The organism is Pseudomonas sp. BN607, from assembly GCF_029871175.1.
In the GTDB taxonomy this organism is placed as follows: Bacteria; Pseudomonadota; Gammaproteobacteria; order Pseudomonadales; family Pseudomonadaceae; genus Aquipseudomonas.
The window spans coordinates 134,739-155,615 of record NZ_SSOE01000015.1 but is presented as its reverse complement, the minus strand read 5'-3'; the positions used below and the strand labels follow the sequence as shown (position 1 = coordinate 155,615).

The 20,877-nt window shown below is 62.8% G+C and carries 17 protein-coding genes; 12 read left to right on the top strand and 5 right to left on the bottom strand.

The annotated features are described in order from the left end of the window. Window positions 1–29: 29 nt before the first annotated feature. The 4 genes from E8E68_RS00810 to edd form a co-directional block, all read right to left on the bottom strand. Window positions 30–1,484, bottom strand: coding sequence for an ATP-binding protein (locus E8E68_RS00810; RefSeq protein WP_110745736.1), 1,455 nt, complete (start codon window positions 1,482–1,484; stop codon window positions 30–32). Beyond that, a complete protein-coding gene (gene gltR / locus E8E68_RS00805) occupies window positions 1,465–2,190 on the bottom strand; it encodes a two-component system response regulator GltR (protein ID WP_110745737.1) in 726 nt (241 codons plus the stop codon). The genes E8E68_RS00810 and gltR overlap by 20 nt, the downstream gene beginning before the upstream one ends. 82 nt (window positions 2,191–2,272) lie before the next feature. Then, entirely contained in the window at window positions 2,273–3,235 is a 963-nt protein-coding gene (locus E8E68_RS00800; RefSeq protein WP_110745738.1) for a glucokinase, read from the bottom strand. Then, window positions 3,232–5,058 (bottom strand): phosphogluconate dehydratase, encoded by a 1,827-nt coding sequence (gene edd, locus E8E68_RS00795; protein WP_266028409.1) that lies wholly within the window; start codon window positions 5,056–5,058, stop codon window positions 3,232–3,234. Before edd ends, E8E68_RS00800 begins: the two co-directional genes overlap by 4 nt. Before the next feature lie 264 nt (window positions 5,059–5,322). On the opposite strand from edd, the gene gap reads away from it, so the two are divergent. The 6 genes from gap to E8E68_RS00765 all read left to right on the top strand — a co-directional run bounded on the left by gap (window position 5,323) and on the right by E8E68_RS00765 (window position 12,081). After that, a complete protein-coding gene (gap, locus tag E8E68_RS00790; protein WP_110745740.1) occupies window positions 5,323–6,324 on the top strand; it encodes a type I glyceraldehyde-3-phosphate dehydrogenase in 1,002 nt (333 codons plus the stop codon). Between the two features lie 192 nt (window positions 6,325–6,516). Then, window positions 6,517–7,029, top strand: a complete 513-nt coding sequence (locus E8E68_RS00785; RefSeq protein WP_266028410.1) for a sigma-70 family RNA polymerase sigma factor — start codon at window positions 6,517–6,519, stop codon at window positions 7,027–7,029. Between the two features lie 90 nt (window positions 7,030–7,119). Next, the gene (locus E8E68_RS00780) at window positions 7,120–8,082 is read left to right on the top strand and encodes a FecR domain-containing protein (RefSeq protein WP_266028412.1); all 963 of its coding nucleotides are present in this window, start codon (window positions 7,120–7,122) and stop codon (window positions 8,080–8,082) included. 126 nt (window positions 8,083–8,208) lie between these two features. Continuing rightward, window positions 8,209–10,797 carry a TonB-dependent receptor gene (locus tag E8E68_RS00775; RefSeq protein WP_280339168.1) on the top strand — a complete coding sequence of 863 codons (2,589 nt, stop codon included), beginning with the start codon at window positions 8,209–8,211 and terminating at the stop codon, window positions 10,795–10,797. Window positions 10,798–11,019: 222 nt separating this feature from the next. After that, window positions 11,020–11,613: a biliverdin-producing heme oxygenase gene (locus tag E8E68_RS00770; protein ID WP_266028416.1), complete on the top strand. Its 594-nt coding sequence runs from the start codon at window positions 11,020–11,022 to the stop codon at window positions 11,611–11,613. A 54-nt stretch (window positions 11,614–11,667) separates the two neighbouring features. After that, window positions 11,668–12,081: a YbaN family protein gene (locus tag E8E68_RS00765; RefSeq protein ID WP_280339166.1), complete on the top strand. Its 414-nt coding sequence runs from the start codon at window positions 11,668–11,670 to the stop codon at window positions 12,079–12,081. Here E8E68_RS00765 and arcD (E8E68_RS00760) read toward each other — a convergent pair. Further along, the gene (arcD, locus tag E8E68_RS00760) at window positions 12,061–13,488 is read right to left on the bottom strand and encodes an arginine-ornithine antiporter (RefSeq protein WP_280339164.1); all 1,428 of its coding nucleotides are present in this window, start codon (window positions 13,486–13,488) and stop codon (window positions 12,061–12,063) included. The genes E8E68_RS00765 and arcD (E8E68_RS00760) overlap by 21 nt on opposite strands. Window positions 13,489–13,923: 435 nt before the next feature. Here arcD (E8E68_RS00760) and arcD (E8E68_RS00755) point away from each other — a divergent pair, with 435 nt between their 5' ends. The 6 genes from arcD (E8E68_RS00755) to E8E68_RS00730 all read left to right on the top strand — a co-directional run bounded on the left by arcD (E8E68_RS00755) (window position 13,924) and on the right by E8E68_RS00730 (window position 20,763). After that, a complete protein-coding gene (gene arcD / locus E8E68_RS00755) occupies window positions 13,924–15,351 on the top strand; it encodes an arginine-ornithine antiporter (RefSeq protein ID WP_266028420.1) in 1,428 nt (475 codons plus the stop codon). A 33-nt stretch (window positions 15,352–15,384) separates the two neighbouring features. Further along, window positions 15,385–16,638 carry an arginine deiminase gene (gene arcA / locus E8E68_RS00750; RefSeq protein WP_110745748.1) on the top strand — a complete coding sequence of 418 codons (1,254 nt, stop codon included), beginning with the start codon at window positions 15,385–15,387 and terminating at the stop codon, window positions 16,636–16,638. A gap of 69 nt (window positions 16,639–16,707) precedes the next feature. Next, window positions 16,708–17,718 (top strand): ornithine carbamoyltransferase, encoded by a 1,011-nt coding sequence (locus E8E68_RS00745; RefSeq protein WP_110745749.1) that lies wholly within the window; start codon window positions 16,708–16,710, stop codon window positions 17,716–17,718. A gap of 95 nt (window positions 17,719–17,813) precedes the next feature. Next, window positions 17,814–18,743, top strand: coding sequence for a carbamate kinase (gene arcC / locus E8E68_RS00740; protein WP_266028423.1), 930 nt, complete (start codon window positions 17,814–17,816; stop codon window positions 18,741–18,743). Window positions 18,744–18,798: 55 nt separating this feature from the next. Beyond that, window positions 18,799–19,170, top strand: a complete 372-nt coding sequence (locus tag E8E68_RS00735) for a DUF5064 family protein (protein WP_110745751.1) — start codon at window positions 18,799–18,801, stop codon at window positions 19,168–19,170. 84 nt (window positions 19,171–19,254) lie between these two features. Next, window positions 19,255–20,763, top strand: a complete 1,509-nt coding sequence (locus E8E68_RS00730) for a sigma-54-dependent transcriptional regulator (protein ID WP_110745752.1) — start codon at window positions 19,255–19,257, stop codon at window positions 20,761–20,763. Window positions 20,764–20,877: the final 114 nt, after the last annotated feature.

Below are 20,877 nucleotides of genomic sequence, written 5' to 3'. Positions count from 1 at the left end.
TGGTGTGCCCAGTGCTACCAACGCAAGACTCAGTCCACGCCACGCGGCAAATACAGAGTCACCCGCAACCCGCCCTCACGCAGGTTCAGCAAGCTCACCTCGCCCCCATGGCTGTGGGCGATGTTCCGTGCAATTCCCAACCCCAGCCCATAGCCCTGCTGCTGCCCGGCCAGACGGAAATGCGGCTCGAACACCTGCTCCAACTGTTGCTGCGGCACCCCCGGCCCCTGGTCGTCCACTTGCAACACAAAGCCCTCTGTACCGTCGATGATGCGCAGCCGCGCCCGCTCGCCGTATTTGATGGCGTTATCGATCAGGTTGCCGATGCAACGACGCAGCGCCAGCGGCTTGCCGGGATATGGCGCCTGCGCACGGCCGTCGAGGGTGATGCGACCATCTCTGAGGTAAGGCTCGGCCAGAATTTCCAGCACCTGGTTGAGGTCGACCGACTCGATGTTCTCGTGAATGTCAGTGTCTTTCACGCACTGCAGCGCGCCTTTGACCAGCAGCTCCAGCTCGTCGAGGTCCTGGCTGAACTTGGCCTGCAATCGCTCGTCTTCCAGCAGCTCAACGCGCAGGCGCAGGCGGGTGATCGGCGTGCGCAGGTCATGGGAGATGGCGCTGAACAGCTGGCTGCGTTCGGTCAGGTAACGGCTGATACGCTCGCGCATGCTGTTGAATGCCCGGCTCACCTCGACCACTTCACTGCCGCCAGCTTCAGCCACCGGCGCCACATCGGCACCCAGCGACATCTCTCGGGCGGCCCGCGCCAGGCGCTTCAGGGGCCAGCTTTGCCAATGCACCAGCAAGCCGATGAACAGCAACAGCATGGCCGTGGTCAGCACGATGAAGCCGATCTGCTGGCGGGGCAGGCGTTCGGCTTCCAGCCCCGTGTACGGTTCGGGCAACAGCGAGGCGATGTACAACCATTCGCCCTCGCCCAAGCGGATCTGCGTGACCAGTACCGGGGGTTTCAGCGGTTCCAGGGTCAGCGAGTAATGCGCCCATGAGCGCGGCAGTTCGTCGAGCTTGAGGCCGCTGTTGAAGATGCGCAGGTCGTCAGGCCCGACAAACTCCACGGAAATTTCCATCTGCGAACCCAGACGCTCATGCAGCACCTGCTGGAACACATCGATCACCGCCTGCTTGCGAGGGGTGACGGGCAGGGCCTGCATGTCCAGCGGCGTGGCGTTGAGCGACACGAAGAAACGCGTGCCGCCCATGCTGCGCAATTGGTCGAGCACCAGCGGCCGGTAGGCCACCGGCAACGAGCGGAAGTAACTGACGCTGGCACTCATGGAATGGGCCAGGCTGCTGGCGCTGGCACGCAGCCCCTGAAGCTGGCTGGCGCGCAACTGGGAAACCCAGATAATGCTGGACAACCCTTGGGCCAGCAGAACAACCAGCAAGGTCAGCAGCAGCATGCGCCCCAGCAAGGAGCGCGGCAGCAGGCGCCAGCGCCGCTCAGGGCGCACAGCAGACATGCGCCGCCAGCAGGTAGCCACTGCCGCGCACGGTGCGGATCAGCCGGGGAGGTTTGTCGGTATCGCGCAGGCGCTGGCGCAGACGGCTCACAGCCATGTCGACGATGCGGTCCAGGGGCATCGGCTCGCGACCACGGGTGGCGTTGCCGATGGTGTCGCGGTCGAGGATTTGCTGCGGGTGATCGAGGAACAGTTTAAGCAGGGCAAAGTCGGCACCGGAGAGGATCACCTCCTCGCCATCACGGTGGAACAGGCGGTGGCTGACCGTGTCCAGGCGCCAGTCGTCGAAGGCCAGGACGGCGCTGCCCGGCGCCGCCTGGCCAAACTCGGCGCGGCGCAACAAAGCCTTGATTCGCGCCTGCAGTTCGCGCGGGCTGAACGGTTTGCCCAGGTAGTCGTCGGCGCCCAGTTCCAGGCCAATGACCCGGTCGGCTTCGTCGGAACTGGCGGTGAGCATGATGATCGGCACGCGGGCCTGGCGTGGGTGTTGGCGCACCCAGCGGCACAGGCTGAAGCCGTCTTCGTCCGGCAGCATGACATCGAGGATGACCAAGTCGCAGGGGGTGCTTTGCAGGGCGCGGCGAAAGCCTGCTCCGTCGGCTTCGGCATGCACCTGGAAGCCGGCGCGACTCAAGTAGGTTTGCAGCAGTTCGCGTATTTCCTGGTCGTCGTCGACCATCAGGATCGATTTGCCGGCAGTGCTCAAGGTGGTCCTTCCTCTTGTTGAATGCAGGTCTTTGTTGCCTGCTATCGGGGCCGCGATGGAGCGCACAGCGCCCCCATTTCACTTACTCGTGATCCAGCGCCTGTTGCAGGGCCACCCCAGCCCCTAGCAACCCGGAAAACTCCGCCGTGACCAGCCACACCGGCACCCCGGCAAAATAACCACTCATGCAGCCCTTGTCGGCAAAGCTCGCGGCAAACCCGCTGCGCAGGAACAGCTCGGCAAACCGCGGGATTACCCCGCCGACAATATAGACCCCGCCTCGCGCGCCCAGGGTCAGCACATTGTTACCGGCCACTCTCCCAAGGAACCGGCAGAACTGCTCGATCACCGCCAGCGCCCGTGGCTCGCCGCCCAGCGCGGCATCGGTAATCTGCGCCGGGGAAGTGTGCCGGGGTGTGTCGCCGTCCAGCGCGCAGAGTGCCTGGTACAACCGCACCAGGCCGCCGCCACTGAGCACGGTCTCGGCACTGACATGGCCAATTTGCCCGTGGATCTGCTGGTAGATCGCCGCTTCGCGGGCATTGCCCACCGGCAAGTCGACATGCCCGCCCTCCCCGGGCAAGGCCTGCCAGCGCTTGTCGCCCAGGCGCAGCAGCGAGCCCACACCCAGGCCGGTGCCCGGCCCGATCACCAGCGCCGGCCGCAACGGGTCGGCTTGCCCAGGGCACACCTCGCGGAATTCACCGTCACGCAGGCGGGTCATGCCCAGCGCCATGGCGGTGAAATCGTTGATCAGCAACAGCCGCTCGACCTGCAAGGTCTTGCAGAATGCGCTGCGGCTCAGGCGCCAGTGGTTGTTGGTGAAGCGGAATTCATCGCCATCGACCGGCCCGGCCACTGCCAGGCACACCGCCGCCAGGCCACCACGGGCGATGCCCTGGCCTTGCAGGTACGCCTCGATGGCCTGCTCCGGGCTGGTGTAGTCCGCGGTAGCGAAGACTTTTACCTCATGCAGCTGGTTGTCACGCCATAACGCAAAACGGGCATTGGTGCCGCCGATGTCGCCAACCAGCAGGTCCTTCATTTAAGGTTCTCCAAGGCCGAAGTAAAGGCACTGGCGCCCTGCTCTGCCGGGCTGAACGCCATGCGCATGAAGCCGAACAGCTCACGGCCGCAGCCCAGGTCATTGCCCAGGGGCGCGGGCGGCAGGTCGCGGCTGGCCAGTTCTTCGGCCGACACCATCACCCGCAGCGTGCCTTCGACACCATCGACCCGCACGATATCACCATCGCGTACCCGTGCCAGCGGGCCGCCGTCATACGCCTCCGGGCAAACGTGGATGGCGGCAGGGATCTTGCCCGAGGCGCCGGACATGCGCCCGTCGGTTACCAGCGCTACTTTGAAGCCACGGTCCTGCAGTACCCCCAGGAACGGCGTGAGCTTGTGCAGCTCAGGCATGCCGTTGCAGCGCGGCCCCTGGAAGCGCACCACGGCAACGAAGTCACACTCCAGCTCGCCGGCCTTGAACGCATCGGCCAGCGACTGCTGGTCGTGGAATACCCGCGCCGGGGCCTCGACCACCTGGTGCTCGGCGGCGACAGCCGACACCTTCATCACGCCACGGCCGAGGTTACCCTCCATCACCCGCAGGCCGCCTTCGGCCGAGAATGGCCGCGCCACCGGGCGCAGGATGCTTTCGTCCAGGCTGTGCTGCGGGCCTTCGCGCCACACCAGCTTGCCGTTGTCCAGGAAGGGCTCCTGGGTGTAGCGACGCAGGCCGTGGCCGGCCACGGTGTTGACGTCTTCGTGCAGCAGCCCGGCATCGAGCAGTTCACGGATCAGGAAGGCCATGCCGCCAGCGGCCTGGAAGTGGTTGATGTCAGCCTTGCCATTGGGGTAGACGTGCGACAGGGTCGGCACCACTTCGGACAGGTCGGCCATGTCCTGCCAGGTCAGCTGGATACCCGCCGCCTGGGCAATCGCCGGGATGTGCAGGGTATGGTTGGTCGAACCACCGGTGGCGTGCAGGGCAACGATGGAGTTGACCAGCGCTTTCTCGTCGACGATTTCGCCCAGCGGCATGAAGTTGCCGCTGGCTTTGGTCATGCGCGTGACCTGTTGCGCGGCCTCGGCGGTGAGCGCGTCGCGCAGCGGGGTGTATGGGTTGACGAACGAAGCGCCCGGCAAGTGCAAGCCCATGACTTCCATCACCAGCTGGTTGGTGTTGGCGGTGCCGTAGAAGGTGCAGGTGCCGGGGCTGTGGTAGGACTTCATCTCCGACTCCAGCAGCTCTTCGCGGCTGGCCTTGCCTTCGGCATAGCGCTGGCGCACGTCGGCCTTCTGCTTGTTGGAGATCCCCGAAACCATCGGCCCGCCCGGGACGAAGATGGTCGGCAGGTGGCCGAAGCGCAGCGCGCCCATCATCAGGCCCGGGACGATCTTGTCGCAGATGCCCAGCATCAGCGCGGCGTCGAACATGTTGTGCGACAGCGCAACCGCGGTGGACATGGCGATCACTTCGCGGCTGGCAATGGCCAGCTCCATGCCCGGCTCGCCCTGGGTCACGCCGTCGCACATGGCCGGCACGCCACCGGCGAACTGGCCGACCGAGCCGACCTCGCGCAGGGCCTGCTTGATCTGCTCGGGGAAGTGCAGGTACGGCTGGTGGGCCGACAGCATGTCGTTGTAGGCCGAGACGATGGCCACGTTGGCAGCGTTCATCAGGCGCAAGGTCTGCTTGTCGTCGCTGCCGCAACCGGCCACGCCATGGGCGAAGTTGGCGCACTGCAGGCTGGCACGCATGGGGCCGTCACTGGCCGCGCCGCGAATCAGCTGCAGGTAGCGTTCGCGGGTGGCACGGCTGCGTTCGACCAGCCGTTGGGTGACCTCAAGGATGCGCGGATGCATGTACTGGACTCCAGGCTAATTGTAAGGGCGGTTTACCGGGCATTTCCCCTCCAAACGATTGCGGCCTAGGCTCAAGGTAAGGAGCCCGCTGCATCGGCGGAGGCACATCGCCCAACCACTCGTTGTATGTTTAAACAAAATACTGCCACTAAAAAGGCTTGTTTTCTATCAGCCAGTGAATAATCTTGTAATTCCAACAACAAAACCGTTTCAGTGAAGCTCCTTTGTGCCACAGGTTTCACTCGGACTGCCAGAGGTACTGCCATGACCCTACGCATCGCCATAAATGGATTCGGCCGCATCGGGCGCAACGTCCTGCGCGCACTGTATACCCAAGGCTACCGCCAAGACCTGCAGGTCGTCGCCATCAACGACCTGGGCGACAGCGCCATGAATGCCCACCTGCTCAAGTACGACAGCGTACACGGCACCTTCGACGCCACGGTCGAGGCCGACCACGAAAGCCTGACGGTCAACGGTGACCGTATCGCGGTCAGCGCCATTCGCAACCCGGCCGAACTGCCGTGGAAGGCCGAATCGATCGACGTGGTGTTCGAATGCACCGGGCTGTTCACCGAGCGCGCCAAGGCCGCTGCCCACCTGGCTGCCGGAGCGGGCAAGGTGATTGTCTCGGCGCCGGGCAAAGGTGTTGATGCCACCGTGGTGTACGGGGTCAACCATGACATTCTGCGTGCCTCTCACCAGGTCATTTCCAACGCTTCCTGCACGACCAACTGCCTTGCACCGATCGCCCAGGTGCTGCACCGCGAGTTCGGTATCGAGCAGGGGTTGATGACCACCATCCATGCCTACACCAACGACCAGGTGCTGACCGACGTGTACCACAGTGACCCGTACCGGGCTCGCTCGGCGACCCAGTCGATGATCCCGAGCAAGACCGGCGCTGCCGAGGCTGTAGGCCTGGTGCTGCCGGAGCTGGCCGGCAAGCTGACGGGCATGGCGGTGCGGGTGCCGGTGATCAACGTGTCGCTGGTGGACCTCACCGTCAACCTCAAGCGCGAGGCCACGGCCGAGCAGGTGAACCAGTTGTTCCTCGAAGCGAGCAAGCATTCCAGGGTATTGGGCTACAACGCTTTGCCATTGGTTTCCTGCGACTTCAACCACAACCCGCTGTCGTCGATCTTCGATGCCAACCATACCCGGGCCAATGGGCGCATGCTCAAGGTGCTGGCCTGGTATGACAACGAGTGGGGGTTCAGCAACCGGATGCTGGATAACTGCCTGGCGTTGTGCAGGGCAGGTTGAGCATCACAAGGCATTTTCGGCACCTGTGAAATCGAGCGCCGCCCGGGCGGCGCTCGATTTCAAAATACACAGAAAATCCTCCGCCAAGCGCCTGCTGGCTCACAATCTTTACCTTTTCCTAACATTTCCACACTTGACCTTCGGCATAGATGATAAGCATTATCATTAACCTTTCGTCGGCCAGGTCCCCCCGTGAGTCAGTCCCGGTTCCACTCCGTCTTCCTTGTCCAGCGCCTTACCCTGTTGCGCACATTGCAGCGCATGGTCGGCAACCCCAGCACGGCCGAGGACCTGTTGCAGGAAACCTATCTGCGCGTGTCTCGCGCCCTGGGCGAGCGGCCTATCGAGCATATCGAGCCATTCGTGTTCCAGACCGCACGCAACCTGGCGCTCGACCACTTGCGCGCGCGCCGGGTGCAGGCGCGGATGCTGGTCGACGACGTGCCCGATGAGGTCCTGCACAGCGTCGCCGCACCCACCAGCAGCAGCGAGGATGCTGCCCATGCCGAACAGTTGCTCAAGCACCTCAGCGTCAGCCTCAACCAGTTGAGCGAGCGCCAGCAGCGCATCTTCATCCTCAGCCGCCTGCATGGTGCCACCTACCTGGAAATCGCCGAACAACTGAACGTTTCGCCAAGCACGGTGCAAAAGGAGTTGAAACTGATCATGGCCATCTGCATGGGGGTCGCCGACCGCCTCAAGTGAGCCGACCGCCGGCCGGGGCGGTAACGCAAAGCCCTTGCCACACCCCGCCTTAGCCTTGATCATTCGCAAAAAACCACTCAAGGATTCACCGTGACCGACAGCCCTGCTCCTCGCCCGTCACCTGCCGGGCCCAGTGCCCGTGCGCGTGCCATGGACGAGGCGCTGGACTGGCTGGTGCGCCTGCAATGCGCCGACGCCGAGGACACCCTGGCGTTCGAGGCATGGTTGAGCGCAGCACCGGAAAATGCCGAGGCCTATGTGGAGGCAGAAGCGCTGTGGAACGGTAGTTCGCTGCACCAGGTGGCCACACAGATGCACCGCCAGCAGCGCCGCTCGTGGCGCGGGCGCCTGCGCAGCCACTGGAAACCTTTGGCCACGGCGGCCGTGCTGCTGGTCGGGCTGTTTACCGTCGGCAACCTGCCTACACGCCTGCAGGCCGACCACCTGACCGTGGTCGGCGAACGCCAGCGCGTGCAGTTGGAAGACGGCGCAAAAGTGCTGCTCAACACCAATTCGGCGTTTGCCAGTGACCGCCGCGACGGCCGCCAGGTAGCCCGCCTGCTACAAGGCGAGGCGTACTTCCAGGTGCCCGAAGGCGCACTGTTGCCGCTGGAAGTCGAGGCCGGACCATTGCGCGCGCAAGTACGCGACACCGACTTTGCCGTGCGCTACCTCGACGGCGAGGCACAGCTGCGGGTGCAGCGCGGCGATGTCGACCTGCAGGGCGCGCGCGACCAGCGCATTCGCCTGAGTGCCGGCGACAGTATCAGCGTAGGCCCGCAGGGTTTTGGCCAGCGCCAGCGCCCCGACATGCACAAGGACCTGGCGTGGGTCGACGGCCGCCTGGTTTTCGAAAACTGCCCGTTGAGCCAGGTGCTGGCCGAGGTGCGGCGCTACTATCCAGGCTGGATCATCAACCGCAATGCGCAGCTGGAGGACGTTGCCGTCACCGGCAACTACCGCCTCGACCAGCCACTGGAAACCCTGCGCGCGCTGGCCCACATCACCTCGGCACAACTGCATGAGTACCCGGCACTGGTCATTCTGAACTGACCCGGAAATTATTTTTACGCGGTCGCGCTACCCCGCCCGTCTCGTTATAGCCAATGCAACTGATTCTTGTTTGAAAACGAGAACAGACATCACCTATAACAGTCCGCGCGTCTGGGAGCGCTTCCGATGTCCACAGGTCCTACCCGCTCGTCCACCCTTCCCCGCCGTACAGGGCAATTGTCGCTCCTGACCTTGGCCCTGCTTGCCAGCGGCGCGTGCAGCCTGCCAGCCCTGGCTGCCGAGCCGGCCCAAGCCAGCAGCCCGCGCATGGGCGATTACCGCTTCAACATCGGCCAGCAGCCGCTGGTTTCAGCGATCAACGCCTTTAGCCAGGTCACTGGCTGGCAGGTTGGCTTCAGTGCCGAGCTGGCCGACGGCGTGGCCTCGCCAGGGGTACAAGGTTCGCTGCCGCCAGATGCTGCGCTCAAGCGCCTGCTGCACGGTACCGGCTTGAGCTTTCGCAAAATCAGCAACGGGAATGTGGTGCTCGAGCGCCAGACCGGCAGCAACGTGATCGCCCTGCAACAGGTAACCGTCAGCGCCACCCGCAGCGCCCAGGACGTGAGCCAGGTGCCGAGCACCGTCAGCGTGCAGACCCGTGAGCAACTGGACCGGCAGAACGTCAACAACATCCAGGACCTGGTGCGCTACGAGCCGGGGGTATCGGTGGCCGGCACCGGCCAGCGCAGCGGCCTGAACGGTTACAACATCCGCGGTATCGACGGCGAGCGGATCCTCACTCAGGTCGATGGGGTATCCATTCCTGACAGCTTCTTCTACGGCCCTTACGCGCAAACCCAGCGCAACTATGTGGACCCGGAGATCGTCAAGCGTGTGGAGATCCTCCGCGGGCCGGCCTCGGTCCTGTACGGCAGCAACGCCATCGGCGGCGCGGTGAGCTACTTCACACTCGACCCGGACGACATCATCAAGCCAGGCAAGGACGTTGGCGCACGCCTCAAGACCGGTTACAGCTCGGCTGACGAAAGCTGGCTGACCTCGGCCACCGTCGCCGGCCGCCAAGGTGATTTCGACGGCCTGCTGCACCTGAGCCAGCGCAACGGCCACGAAACCGAGACCCATGGCAGCCAGGGTGGTAGCGGCCTGTCCCGTACCGAAGCCAACCCGATGGACGTGCGCACCACCAACGTGCTGGCCAAGCTGGGCTGGAACTACGCAGACGATGCGCGCTTGGGGTTCACCTACGAGCGCTACAAGGATGACCGCGACCAGAACATCCTCAGTGCGGTAGGCGGGCCGTACATTTCCGGCTTTGGAGGCATGGGCTACTACAAGGCGCGCAGTGGCAACGACACCATTACGCGTGAGCGCTTTGGCCTCAACCATGAATTCGGCCTGGATTCGCTGGTCGCCGACCACGTGAAGTGGAGCCTGAACTACCAGATCGCCAAGACCGACCAGCACACCGAGGAAGTCTACGCGCCCCCTGGCCGGCAGGTGCTGCGCACCCGCGACACCACCTACAAGGACCGCCAATGGGTATTCGATGCCCAGCTGGACAAGGCTTTCAGCATCGGCGCCACTGACCACCTGCTGACCTACGGCACCACCATCAAGCATGAGAAGATCACCGGTTCGCGCAGCGGCACCGGCACCTGCCTGGCCGTGGGCTCGGGTTGCTCCGCCGTCGGCGCAGAACGCGCAGCAGACGGCCAGGCCTTGGTCAGCGATTTCCCGGACCCGACCGTGAACACCTACAGCTTGTTCGTGCAGGATGAAATCCGCTGGAACAACTGGACCTTCATGCCCGGCGCCCGCTACGACTACACGCGCATGGAGCCGAAATTCACCGAAGAATTCCTGCGTGGCCTGGAATCCAGCGGCACCGCGCCCACCTCCCAGGACGACTCGGACAAGAAGTGGCACCGTGTCTCGCCCAAGTTCGGCCTGACCTATGCCTTCAACGACAACTACACCTGGTATGGCCAGTACGCCGAAGGCTTCCGCACCCCGACTGCAAAGTCCATGTACGGGAAATTCGTCAACCTCGAGGAAGGCTACCGCGTAGAAGGCAACCCAGGCCTGGAACCGGAAAAGAGCAAAAGCTACGAAACCGGCCTGCGCGGCAACTTCGACGCCGGCAACTTCGATGTGGCAGTGTTCTACAACAAGTACCGCGACTTCATCGACGAAGACGCCGTGCAAAGCGCCAACCTGGAACAGACCTTCCAGGCCAACAACATCAAGCACGCCACCATCAAGGGTGCCGAGGTCAAAGGCCGCCTGAACCTCGACCACTTCGGTGCACCTCAAGGCCTGTACACTCAAGGCTCGATTGCATACACCTATGGCCGCAACGATGACACCGGCGAGCCACTGAACACGGTAAACCCGCTGAAAGGCGTATTCGGCCTGGGTTACGAGCAGCAGAATTACGGCGGCCTGCTGAGCTGGACGCTGGTCAAGCGCAAGACCCGCGTTGACGACAGCACCTTCTACTCGCCAGACGGATCGACCACCAAGTTCCGCACCCCAGGCTATGGCGTGCTGGACCTGACCGGTTACTACAAGGTGACCGACGACGTGACGATCAACGCTGGCCTGTACAACCTCACCGACAAGAAATACTGGCAGTGGGACTCGGTACGCAGCTACGACGGCCAAGGTGAAGCCGCTGTGACCCAGCCGGCCAACATCGACCGCCTCAGCATGCCGGGGCGCAACTTCGGTATCAATGTGGTGTGGGACATCTGACCTCAGCTGCTACCAATAGATGTGTTCCCTAGTGCCGGCCCCTTCGCGGGTAAAGCCGCTCCCACAGGAACTGCGCAGGCCCCGAGCCAGTGATGCAGCCTGTGGGAGCGGGTTTACCCGCGAAGGGGCCGGCACTGGCAACGCAAATAACGGTTTTTTTACTGTCCCGCCCCCGCTGTTTCGTCTTGTCTCTAGACGCCCCTCTTTCCAAGGACTGCCCCCATGACCGAACGCCCAGCACTGCGCTCCCAGCGCCTGAACCAGATCACCCACGCCCCTCACGCCGAGCTGGATGCCCTGGTCAAGTCCCACGCACCGTTCGATAGCCGCGAAAGCTTCGCCCGCTTCGTCGTCGCCCAATACCTGTTCCAGTCAGAGCTGCAGGCGCTTTACAACGACCCGCAACTGATCGCCATCGTCCCCGACCTGGCCGAGCGCTGCAGGGCCGAACAGGCCCGCCTGGACCTCGCCGACCTGGACACCGAAGTCCCGGCCGCCGTGCCCGGCGCAGTGGCCAATCCGAGCCTGGGCGAGGCAATGGGCTGGATCTTCGTCTCCGAAGGCTCCAAACTGGGCGCTGCGTTTCTGATCAAGCGTGCCGTAGCGCTGGAACTGTCCGACAGCTTCGGTGCCCGTCACCTGGGCGAGCCGGCCGGTGGCCGTGCCGAAGGCTGGAAGCAGTTCACCCGTATCCTGGATGGGCTGGAGTTGTCGGCCGAAGAAGAAGCGGCCGCCGAGCGCGGCGCAGTGGCCGCCTTCGAACGCTTCACCGAGCTGCTCAAGCACGCCTATGCTGCGGATGCCGCGCTGGTTTGATACGCCATAGCCGGCCACCCCTCCGGTGGCCGCACCGTTTTATGCAGTGAGACCATGACCCGACCCTCCCGATCGAAACTCGCACGCCTGCTGTATGGAATACTGGCTTACGTGAGCCTGGGAGTGGGCCTGGTTGCAATCGTCATCCCTGGCCTGCCGACTACCGAGTTCATCCTGCTGGCCGCCTGGGCAGCCACGCGCAGTTCGCCCCGCCTTTCCGCCTGGCTGGAAAACCACCGGCTGTTCGGGCCGATCCTGTACAACTGGCGCAATGGCAAGGTGATCCAGCGCCGGGCCAAGGTCAGCGCCACCATCAGCATGCTGGTGTGTGCGGGCCTGATGCTGACCTTTCTGGAGCACCGTTGGCCGGTGTTCCTGGCGATTGCCGGCATGACCTTGGGCAACCTGTGGATCTGGTCGCGCCCGGAGCACGCCTGCCCTGCACCGTCACAAGCTCAGCAACCCTGAATACAGGGCATAGGCTGCCAGGGCCGCCCCCACCAGCACCGCGGCGAAAATCAGTTTTTCCCAGGCCGTGAACAGGGTTTGCCCCTGCTCGTGCTTGGCCCTGGCGAACAGAATTACCCCTGGGGCATACAGCAAAGCCGAAAGCAGCAGGTACTTGAGCCCCCCGGCGTACAACAACCAGATGGCGTACAGCAAGGCGACCAGCGCCACCAGCAGGTCCTTGCGCCGCAGCCCTGGCTGCCCGGCATAGCTCTCGCCACGCACAGCCAGCAGCACCGCATAGGCGGCCGACCACAGGTAAGGCACCAGGATCATCGACGACGCCAGGTAGATCAGGCTGGTGTAGGTACCGGCCGAAAACAGCGTGATCAGCAGGAACCCCTGGATCATGCAGTTGGTCAGCCACAGGGCATTGGCCGGCACATGGTTGGCGTTTTCCCTGGCCAGAAAGCGCGGCATGGTCCTGTCGCGTGCCGTGGCATAGAGAATCTCGGCACACAGCAGCGCCCACGACAGCAGCGCACCCAGCAGCGAAACCGCCAGGCCAATGCTGATCAGCAAGGCGCCCCAAGGGCCAACGATATGCTCCAGCACCGAAGCCAGTGAAGGGTTCTGCAACCCGGCCAGCTCAGGCTGGGTCATCACCCCGAGCGACAGCACGTTGACCAGCACCAGCAACGCCAGCACACCGAGAAAACCGATGACCGTGGCCTTGCCGACGTCCGACCGCAGCTGGGCACGTCCGGAATAGACACTGGCGCCCTCGATGCCGATGAACACGAACACGGTCACCAGCATCATGTTGCGGACCTGCTCCAGCACGCTGCCGAACTGAGGGTTGCTCAATCCCCAGATATCGCGGGTAAAGATATCGGTGCGGAAGGCGAACGCGGCAATGACCACGAAAATCAGCAACGGTACCACCTTGGCCACGGTGGTGACCTGGTTGATGAACGCCGCCTCCTTGATGCCACGCAGCACCAGGAAATGCACCGCCCACAGTAGCAATGAGGCACAGCCGATGGCGATTGGCGTGTTGCCCTCGCCGAATACCGGGAAGTAGAACCCGAGGGTGCTGAACAGCAGTACGAAATAACCCACGTTGCCCAGCCAGGCGCTGATCCAGTAACCCCAGGCCGAGGAGAAGCCCATGTACTCGCCAAAGCCGGCCTTGGCGTAGGCATACACCCCCGAGTCCAGCTCGGGTTTGCGGTTGGCCAGGGTCTGGAACACGAACGCCAGCGCCAGCATGCCCACAGCGGTGATACCCCATCCGATCAGCACCGCACCCACATCGGCACGCGCCGCCATGTTCTGCGGCAACGAGAAGATCCCGCCGCCGATCATCGAGCCGACCACCAATGCGATCAGCGCGCCCAGACGCAGCTTCTGTCCCGGTTCGCTCATGCATCCCCCATTGTTGTGCGCGCTGTCATGCGATTGAAACACCTCAGCAGGCCATATAAGTAATGTTACTTATATTGAAGCTGAACACCTGGATCCGCTTGGTAATAGCAGCTTTGTCTATGCAATGCCTTCGTAAAAACTAGCAGCTACCCAGCAACTAGAAAAGAAATTGATAAAACTCGAAATTCTTGTGAAAAATTTGCGAAAGCGGCAAAAGCGGCTAGTTTCAAGCATCGCAGGCTGAACAGAGCGATTGCTCTAGAAAGACATGGAGGTGCCAGCGCGCAAGGCCTGCAGCTTGAGCTGTCGGCACTCTCCGGGAGCCCCGTGAAGGATTTTTCCTACTTCACGTAGCCATAAACTGACATAAGTCAGTGGCTGGCCAAGGCGTCAGATTTATTCTGTCGTCAACTTTCTCCTGGCAGGAGTTGTTAAATGTCTGATTCTTCCGGAAAACTTAAGCTCGGCGCGTTAGTTGCACTCGTAGTCGGCTCGATGATTGGTGGCGGGATTTTCTCGCTGCCTCAAAACATGGCGGCCAGCGCGGGGGTTGGCGCGGTGCTGATTGGCTGGGCCATCACTGCAGTGGGCATGCTGACCCTGGCCTTCGTGTTCCAGACCCTGGCCAACCGCAAGCCTGACCTGGACGGCGGGGTGTACGCCTATGCCAAGGCCGGCTTTGGCGACTACATGGGCTTCTCCTCGGCCTGGGGCTACTGGATCAGTGCCTGGCTGGGCAACGTCGGCTACTTCGTGCTGCTGTTCAGTACCCTGGGGTACTTCTTCCCGATCTTCGGCGAGGGCAACACCCCCGCCGCCATCATTGGGGCGTCAATCCTGCTGTGGGCAGTGCACTTTCTGGTACTGCGCGGCATCAAGGAAGCGGCGTTCATCAACCTGGTCACCACCGTGGCCAAGGTCGTACCGCTGGTGCTGTTCGCCCTGATCTGCCTGTTCGCCTTCAAGCTCGACATCTTCACCGCTGACATCTGGGCCTTAGGTACCCCGGAGCTTGGCAGCGTGATGAACCAGGTGCGCAACATGATGCTGGTGACCGTGTGGGTGTTCATCGGTATCGAGGGCGCGAGCATCTTCTCGTCACGGGCGGAGAAACGCTCGGACGTGGGCAAGGCCACCGTGATCGGCTTCGTTACCGTGCTGCTGTTCCTGGTACTGGTCAACGTGCTGTCGCTGGGGATCATGACCCAACCGGAACTGGCCAAGCTGCAGAACCCGTCGATGGCCGCCGTACTGGAGCATGTGGTCGGTCACTGGGGGGCGGTGCTGATCAGCGTCGGCCTGATCATCTCGCTGCTGGGTGCCTTGCTGTCGTGGGTGCTGTTGTGCGCCGAGATCATGTTCGCCGCCGCCAAGGACCACACCATGCCGGAGTTCCTGCGCCGCGAGAACGCCAACCAGGTGCCGGCCAACGCGCTGTGGCTGACCAACGCCATGGTGCAGATCTTCCTGGTGATCACGCTGTTCTCCAACAGCACCTATCTGTCGTTGATCTACCTCGCCACCTCGATGATTCTGGTGCCCTACCTGTGGTCGGCGGCCTACGCCTTCCTGCTGGCATGGCGCAACGAAACCTACGAACAGGCCCTGGCCGAACGCAAGAAAGACCTGGTCATCGGTGGCATCGCACTGTTGTACGCCATCTGGCTGCTATACGCCGGCGGCGTGAAATACCTGCTGCTCTCGGCCCTGCTCTACGCACCTGGGGCGATTCTGTTCGCCAAGGCCAAGCGTGAAGTCGGCCAACCCATCTTCACCAACGTGGAAAAACTGATCTTCGCAGCCGTGGTCATTGGCGCCCTGGTGGCAGCTTATGGCCTCTACGACGGCTTCCTGACCCTTTGACCCACGTCTTCGTTCAATTGGAGGAATGAAACCATGTCCGCTGAAAAACAGAAGTACGGTGTCCACTCCGAAGCCGGCAAACTGCGCAAAGTGATGGTGTGCGCCCCGGGCCTGGCGCACAAGCGCCTGACACCAAGCAACTGTGACGAACTGCTGTTCGACGACGTGATCTGGGTCGACCAGGCCAAGCGTGACCACTTCGACTTCGTCACCAAGATGCGCGAGCGCGGCGTGGATGTGCTGGAAATGCACAACCTGCTGACCGACATCGTGCAGCAACCCGAAGCGCTGAAGTGGATCCTCGACCGCAAGATTACCCCCGACACCGTCGGCGTGGGCCTGACCAACGAAGTGCGCAGCTGGCTCGAAGGCCTCGAACCACGCCACCTGGCCGAATTCCTGATCGGCGGTGTGGCTGGCCAGGACCTGCCACAGAGCGAAGGTGCCGATGTGGTCAAGATGTACAACGACTACCTGGGCCATTCCAGCTTCATCCTGCCACCACTGCCCAACACCCAGTTCACCCGCGACACCACCTGCTGGATCTACGGCGGCGTCACGCTGAACCCGATGTACTGGCCGGCGCGCCGCCAGGAAACCTTGCTGACCACCGCCATCTACAAGTTCCACAAGGAGTTCACCGGTGCCGACTTCCAGGTCTGGTACGGCGACCCGGACAAGGACCACGGCAATGCCACCCTCGAAGGGGGTGACGTGATGCCGATCGGCAATGGCATCGTGCTGATCGGCATGGGCGAGCGTACCTCGCGCCAGGCCATCGGCCAGCTGGCGCAGAATCTGTTCGCCAAAGGCGCGGTCAAGGAGGTGATCGTTGCCGGCCTGCCGAAGTCCCGCGCCGCCATGCACCTGGACACCGTGTTCAGCTTCTGCGATCGCGACCTGGTCACGGTCTTCCCGGAAGTGGTGAAAGAGATCGTGCCGTTCATCATCCGCCCGGACGAAAGCAAGCCGTACGGCATGGACGTGCGCCGCATCGACAAGTCGTTCATCGACGTGGTGGGCGAACAGCTTGGCGTCAAGCTGCGCGTGGTCGAGACCGGTGGCAACAGCTTCGCCGCCGAACGCGAACAGTGGGATGACGGGAACAACGTGGTGGCCATCGAGCCGGGCGTGGTCATCGGCTACGACCGCAACACCTACACCAATACGTTGCTGCGCAAGGCTGGCATCGAGGTCATCACCATCAGCGCCGGCGAACTGGGCCGGGGCCGTGGCGGCGGCCACTGCATGACCTGCCCCATTGTGCGTGACCCGATCGATTACTAACGACCATTGCACCCGGCCGCGCTCACAAAGCGCAGGCCGGGACACTACCGAACTCAAGGAGAAGCAATCATGGCGTTCAACATTCACAACCGCAACCTGCTCAGCCTGGAACACCACACCACCCGCGAGCTGCGCTACCTGCTGGACCTGTCCCGCGACCTCAAGCGTGCCAAGTACACTGGTACCGAGCAGCAGCACCTGAAGGGCAACAACATTGCGCTGATCTTCGAAAAAACCTCTACCCGTACCCGCTGCGCCTTCGAAGTGGCTGCCTACGACCAAGGCGCCAACGTCACCTACATCGATCCCAATTCCTCACAGATCGGCCATAAAGAAAGCATGAAGGACACCGCCCGCGTGCTCGGGCGCATGTACGACGCCATCGAGTACCGTGGCTTCAAGCAGGAAATCGTCGAAGAACTGGCCAAGTTCGCCGGGGTACCGGTGTTCAACGGCCTGACCGACGAATACCACCCCACCCAGATGATCGCCGACGTGCTGACCATGCGTGAGCACAGCGACAAGCCGCTGCATGACATCAGCTACGCCTACCTGGGCGACGCCCGCAACAACATGGGCAACTCGCTGCTGCTGATTGGCGCCAAGCTGGGCATGGACGTGCGCATTGCGGCGCCCAAGGCGCTGTGGCCACATGACGATCTGGTTGAGCGCTGCAAGCAGTACGCTGAAGAAAGCGGTGCGCGCATTACCCTCACCGAAGACCCGAAAGCTGCGGTCAAGGGTGTGGACTTCGTCCATACCGACGTGTGGGTATCGATGGGTGAGCCGATCGATGCCTGGGGTGAGCGCATCAAGCAGCTCAAGCCTTATCAGGTGAATGCCGAGCTGATGAAGTCCACCGGTAACCCGCGGACCAAGTTCATGCACTGCCTGCCGGCGTTCCACAACTCTGAAACCAAGGTCGGTAAGCAGATCGCCGAACAGTATCCGGACCTGGCCAACGGTATCGAAGTAACCGACGACGTGTTCGAGTCGCCGGCCTGCATCGCCTTCGAGCAAGCGGAAAACCGCATGCACACGATCAAGGCGATCCTGGTGTCGACCCTGGCTGACCTGTAAAGGCCGAATCGACAGGCCGGGCAACCCGCTCCCACAGGGGGCGGGCGAGCCCAGTCAAGAGCAGCGCCTCCCTTCTTTGCTAAAGGACATTCTCCATGCGTATCGTTGTTGCATTGGGCGGCAACGCCCTGCTGCGTCGCGGCGAGCCCATGACCGCTGACAACCAGCGTGCCAATATCCGCACAGCCACTGAACAGATCGCCAAGATTCACCCAGGCAATGAACTGGTCATCGCCCACGGCAATGGCCCGCAAGTCGGCCTGCTGTCACTTCAGGCGCTGTCCTACAAGCCCGACGAGGCCTACCCGCTGGACGTGCTGGGTGCCGAAACCGAAGGCATGATCGGCTACATGATCGAACAGGAACTGGGCAACCTGCTGGACTTCGAAGTGCCGTTCGCCACCCTGCTGACCCAGGTGGAAGTGGACGCCAACGACCCTGCCTTCAAGGACCCGACCAAGTTCATCGGCCCGGTTTACAGCAAGGATGAGGCCGAGCGCCTGGCCAAAGAGAAAGGCTGGGTGGTAAAGGCCGATGGCGACAAATACCGCCGCGTGGTGGCTAGCCCGAAACCCAAGCGCATCTTTGAAATCCGCCCGATCAAGTGGCTGCTGGAAAAGCAAAGCATCGTGATTTGCGCAGGCGGTGGCGGCATCCCCACCCTGTATGATGAAAACCGCAAGCTAAAAGGTGTCGAGGCGGTGATCGACAAGGATTTGTGCTCGGCGCTGCTGGCCGAACAGCTGGAAGCCGACCTTCTGATAATCGCCACCGACGTCGATGCGGCGTACATTGACTGGGGCAAGCCCACGCAAAAAGCTATTGCCCAGGGCCATCCGGACGAACTCGAGCGGCTTGGCTTCGCCGCAGGCTCCATGGGGCCGAAGGTGCAAGCCGCCAGTGAATTCGCCCGCAAGACCGGCAAGGTAGCGGTGATCAGTTCGCTGGAAAACATTGAAGGCATTGTCAAAGGTGCTGCCGGCACGCGGGTTTCTACCGCCAAGCCTGGGATCAGCTACCGTTGAATGCAGTTGGCGGGTGCCTGGCGCCCGCCGTTTAGCCCTCCGGGAGGATTACGCCATGGCTCAGTTTCAACCCGGTTTCGTGCACATCGAGCGCACTGCGCTGAATAGCGCGGACCATAGCTACAACCTTAAAATCGAGTACGAGGCGACGACGAAGGACCCCAAGGAAGGCCGAGGAATTCAGTTCCGCATGCATGGCACCATCGAGGCCAAGCCGGTCGATGAAACGTTCTTTCTGCCCAAGGATCAGGTACTGCCCAGCTTTTTGATGGTGCTGAGCCGCAAGGCCCAGGCTCATCTTCCCCCCCCCAAGAAGTTCGAAACCCTCGGCTCGCCACACAAGATCTACGACGCGATGTTCGAAGATATCCGCGCCAAACTGGATGTGAAGTCGGGCGACTCGATCAAGCCTGAACATCTGGAGTGAGTTCAGCGTTTCGGGGCCGCAAAGCGGCCCCGGCAATGTTGAGGCATACTACCGCCCTCCCCGGCCACAACCTCGCCCCTCCCCATGCGCATCCACGTCAGCTTTATCGACCGCGTCGGCATCACCCAGGAAGTCCTCGCCCTGCTGGGTGCCCGCAACCTCAACCTGGACGCCGTGGAGATGGTCCCGCCGAACGTCTATATCGACGCACCCACCCTCAGCCCCGCAGTCCTGGAAGAACTGCACGACGCGCTGTTCGAGGTTCATGGCGTGCAGTCGGTGGACGTGGTCGACATCCTTCCCGGTCAACGCCGTCACCTGCAGCTCGATGCCCTGCTGGCCGCCATGAGCGACCCGGTACTGGCGGTGGACAGCGCTGGCAAGGTACTGCTCGCCAACCCGGCGCTGATCGAGCTGTGCGGCCGCGAGTCAGCCGGGCGCTCGGTGGGGGAGCTGTTCGACGACCCGGTATTGCTGCAGGCGCTACTGGACAACAACTTCCACCTGCCGATGCGCGAGATGCAGTTGAACGGCCAGAGCCTGCTGCTGGACGCCATGCCGATCACCAACGCCGGCGGCCTGCTGACGCTTTACCCGCCCTCGCGCATGGGTGAGCGCCTGTCGGCACTGCACCACGACCACGCCGAGGGCTTCGATGCGTTGCTCGGCGAGTCGCCGGCCATCCGCACGCTCAAGGCCCGCGCCCTGCGGGTGGCAGCACTGGATGCGCCGTTGCTGGTGCACGGTGAAACCGGCACCGGCAAAGAACTGGTGGCCCGCGCCTGTCATGCCATCAGCAGCCGCCACTCGGCACCGTTCCTGGCCCTGAACTGCGCCGCACTGCCCGAGAGCCTGGCCGAGAGCGAGCTGTTCGGCTATGCCCCCGGTGCCTTCACCGGTGCGCAACGCGGTGGCAAACCCGGCTTGATGGAGCTGGCCAACCAGGGCACGGTGTTCCTCGATGAAATTGGCGAGATGTCGCCATACCTGCAGGCCAAGCTGCTGCGTTTTCTCAGTGACGGCAGCTTCCGCCGGGTAGGCGGCGACCGCGAGGTGAAGGTGGATGTGCGCATCATCAGTGCCACCCATCGCGACCTGGAGCGCATGGTAGCCGAAGGCAGCTTCCGTGAAGACCTGTTCTACCGCCTCAACGTGCTCAACCTGCAGGTACCGCCCCTGCGCGACCGTGGCCAGGACATCCTGATGCTGGCGCACTTCTTCATGCAGCAGGCCTGCACGCAAATCCAGCGCCCAGCCTGCCGCCTGACCCCGGCCACCCATTCGGCACTGCTGGCCAACCCGTGGCCGGGCAATGTGCGCCAACTGCAGAACGTGATTTTCCGCGCAGCGGCCATCTGCGAGGGCAACCTGGTGGACATCGGCGACCTGGACATCGCCGGCACCTCGGTGGCACGCGGGCAAGACGGCGAAGTGGCCAGCCTGGAGCAAGCCGTTGGCGATTTTGAACGTGAGCTGCTGCAACGGTTATATGCCAGCTACCCCTCGACCCGGCAACTGGCCGGGCGCCTGCAAACTTCGCATACCGCTATTGCCCAGCGCCTGCGTAAATATGGAATACCCGGCAAAGCCTGATAGAAGTGGAAACAACCCAGTTGCTATTCAGGTTTTTCCTACGCCTGTGAAAGATACTCTCCCACCTATGCCTCGTAGAATGGTGACCGTGTAATTCCACCTGTCATCCCACTT

What these genes read in the sequence shown, in the direction of transcription:
- E8E68_RS00810 (WP_110745736.1), bottom strand. Translation starts at nt 1,484, where the DNA reads ATGTCTGCTGTGCGCCCTGAGCGGCGCTGGCGCCTGCTGCCGCGCTCC.
- E8E68_RS00800 (WP_110745738.1), bottom strand. Translation starts at nt 3,235, where the DNA reads ATGAAGGACCTGCTGGTTGGCGACATCGGCGGCACCAATGCCCGTTTT.
- edd (WP_266028409.1), bottom strand. Translation starts at nt 5,058, where the DNA reads ATGCATCCGCGCATCCTTGAGGTCACCCAACGGCTGGTCGAACGCAGC.
- gap (WP_110745740.1), top strand. Translation starts at nt 5,323, where the DNA reads ATGACCCTACGCATCGCCATAAATGGATTCGGCCGCATCGGGCGCAAC.
- E8E68_RS00775 (WP_280339168.1), top strand. Translation starts at nt 8,209, where the DNA reads ATGTCCACAGGTCCTACCCGCTCGTCCACCCTTCCCCGCCGTACAGGG.
- E8E68_RS00770 (WP_266028416.1), top strand. Translation starts at nt 11,020, where the DNA reads ATGACCGAACGCCCAGCACTGCGCTCCCAGCGCCTGAACCAGATCACC.
- E8E68_RS00765 (WP_280339166.1), top strand. Translation starts at nt 11,668, where the DNA reads ATGACCCGACCCTCCCGATCGAAACTCGCACGCCTGCTGTATGGAATA.
- arcD (WP_280339164.1), bottom strand. Translation starts at nt 13,488, where the DNA reads ATGAGCGAACCGGGACAGAAGCTGCGTCTGGGCGCGCTGATCGCATTG.
- arcD (WP_266028420.1), top strand. Translation starts at nt 13,924, where the DNA reads ATGTCTGATTCTTCCGGAAAACTTAAGCTCGGCGCGTTAGTTGCACTC.
- arcA (WP_110745748.1), top strand. Translation starts at nt 15,385, where the DNA reads ATGTCCGCTGAAAAACAGAAGTACGGTGTCCACTCCGAAGCCGGCAAA.
- E8E68_RS00745 (WP_110745749.1), top strand. Translation starts at nt 16,708, where the DNA reads ATGGCGTTCAACATTCACAACCGCAACCTGCTCAGCCTGGAACACCAC.
- arcC (WP_266028423.1), top strand. Translation starts at nt 17,814, where the DNA reads ATGCGTATCGTTGTTGCATTGGGCGGCAACGCCCTGCTGCGTCGCGGC.
- E8E68_RS00735 (WP_110745751.1), top strand. Translation starts at nt 18,799, where the DNA reads ATGGCTCAGTTTCAACCCGGTTTCGTGCACATCGAGCGCACTGCGCTG.
- E8E68_RS00730 (WP_110745752.1), top strand. Translation starts at nt 19,255, where the DNA reads ATGCGCATCCACGTCAGCTTTATCGACCGCGTCGGCATCACCCAGGAA.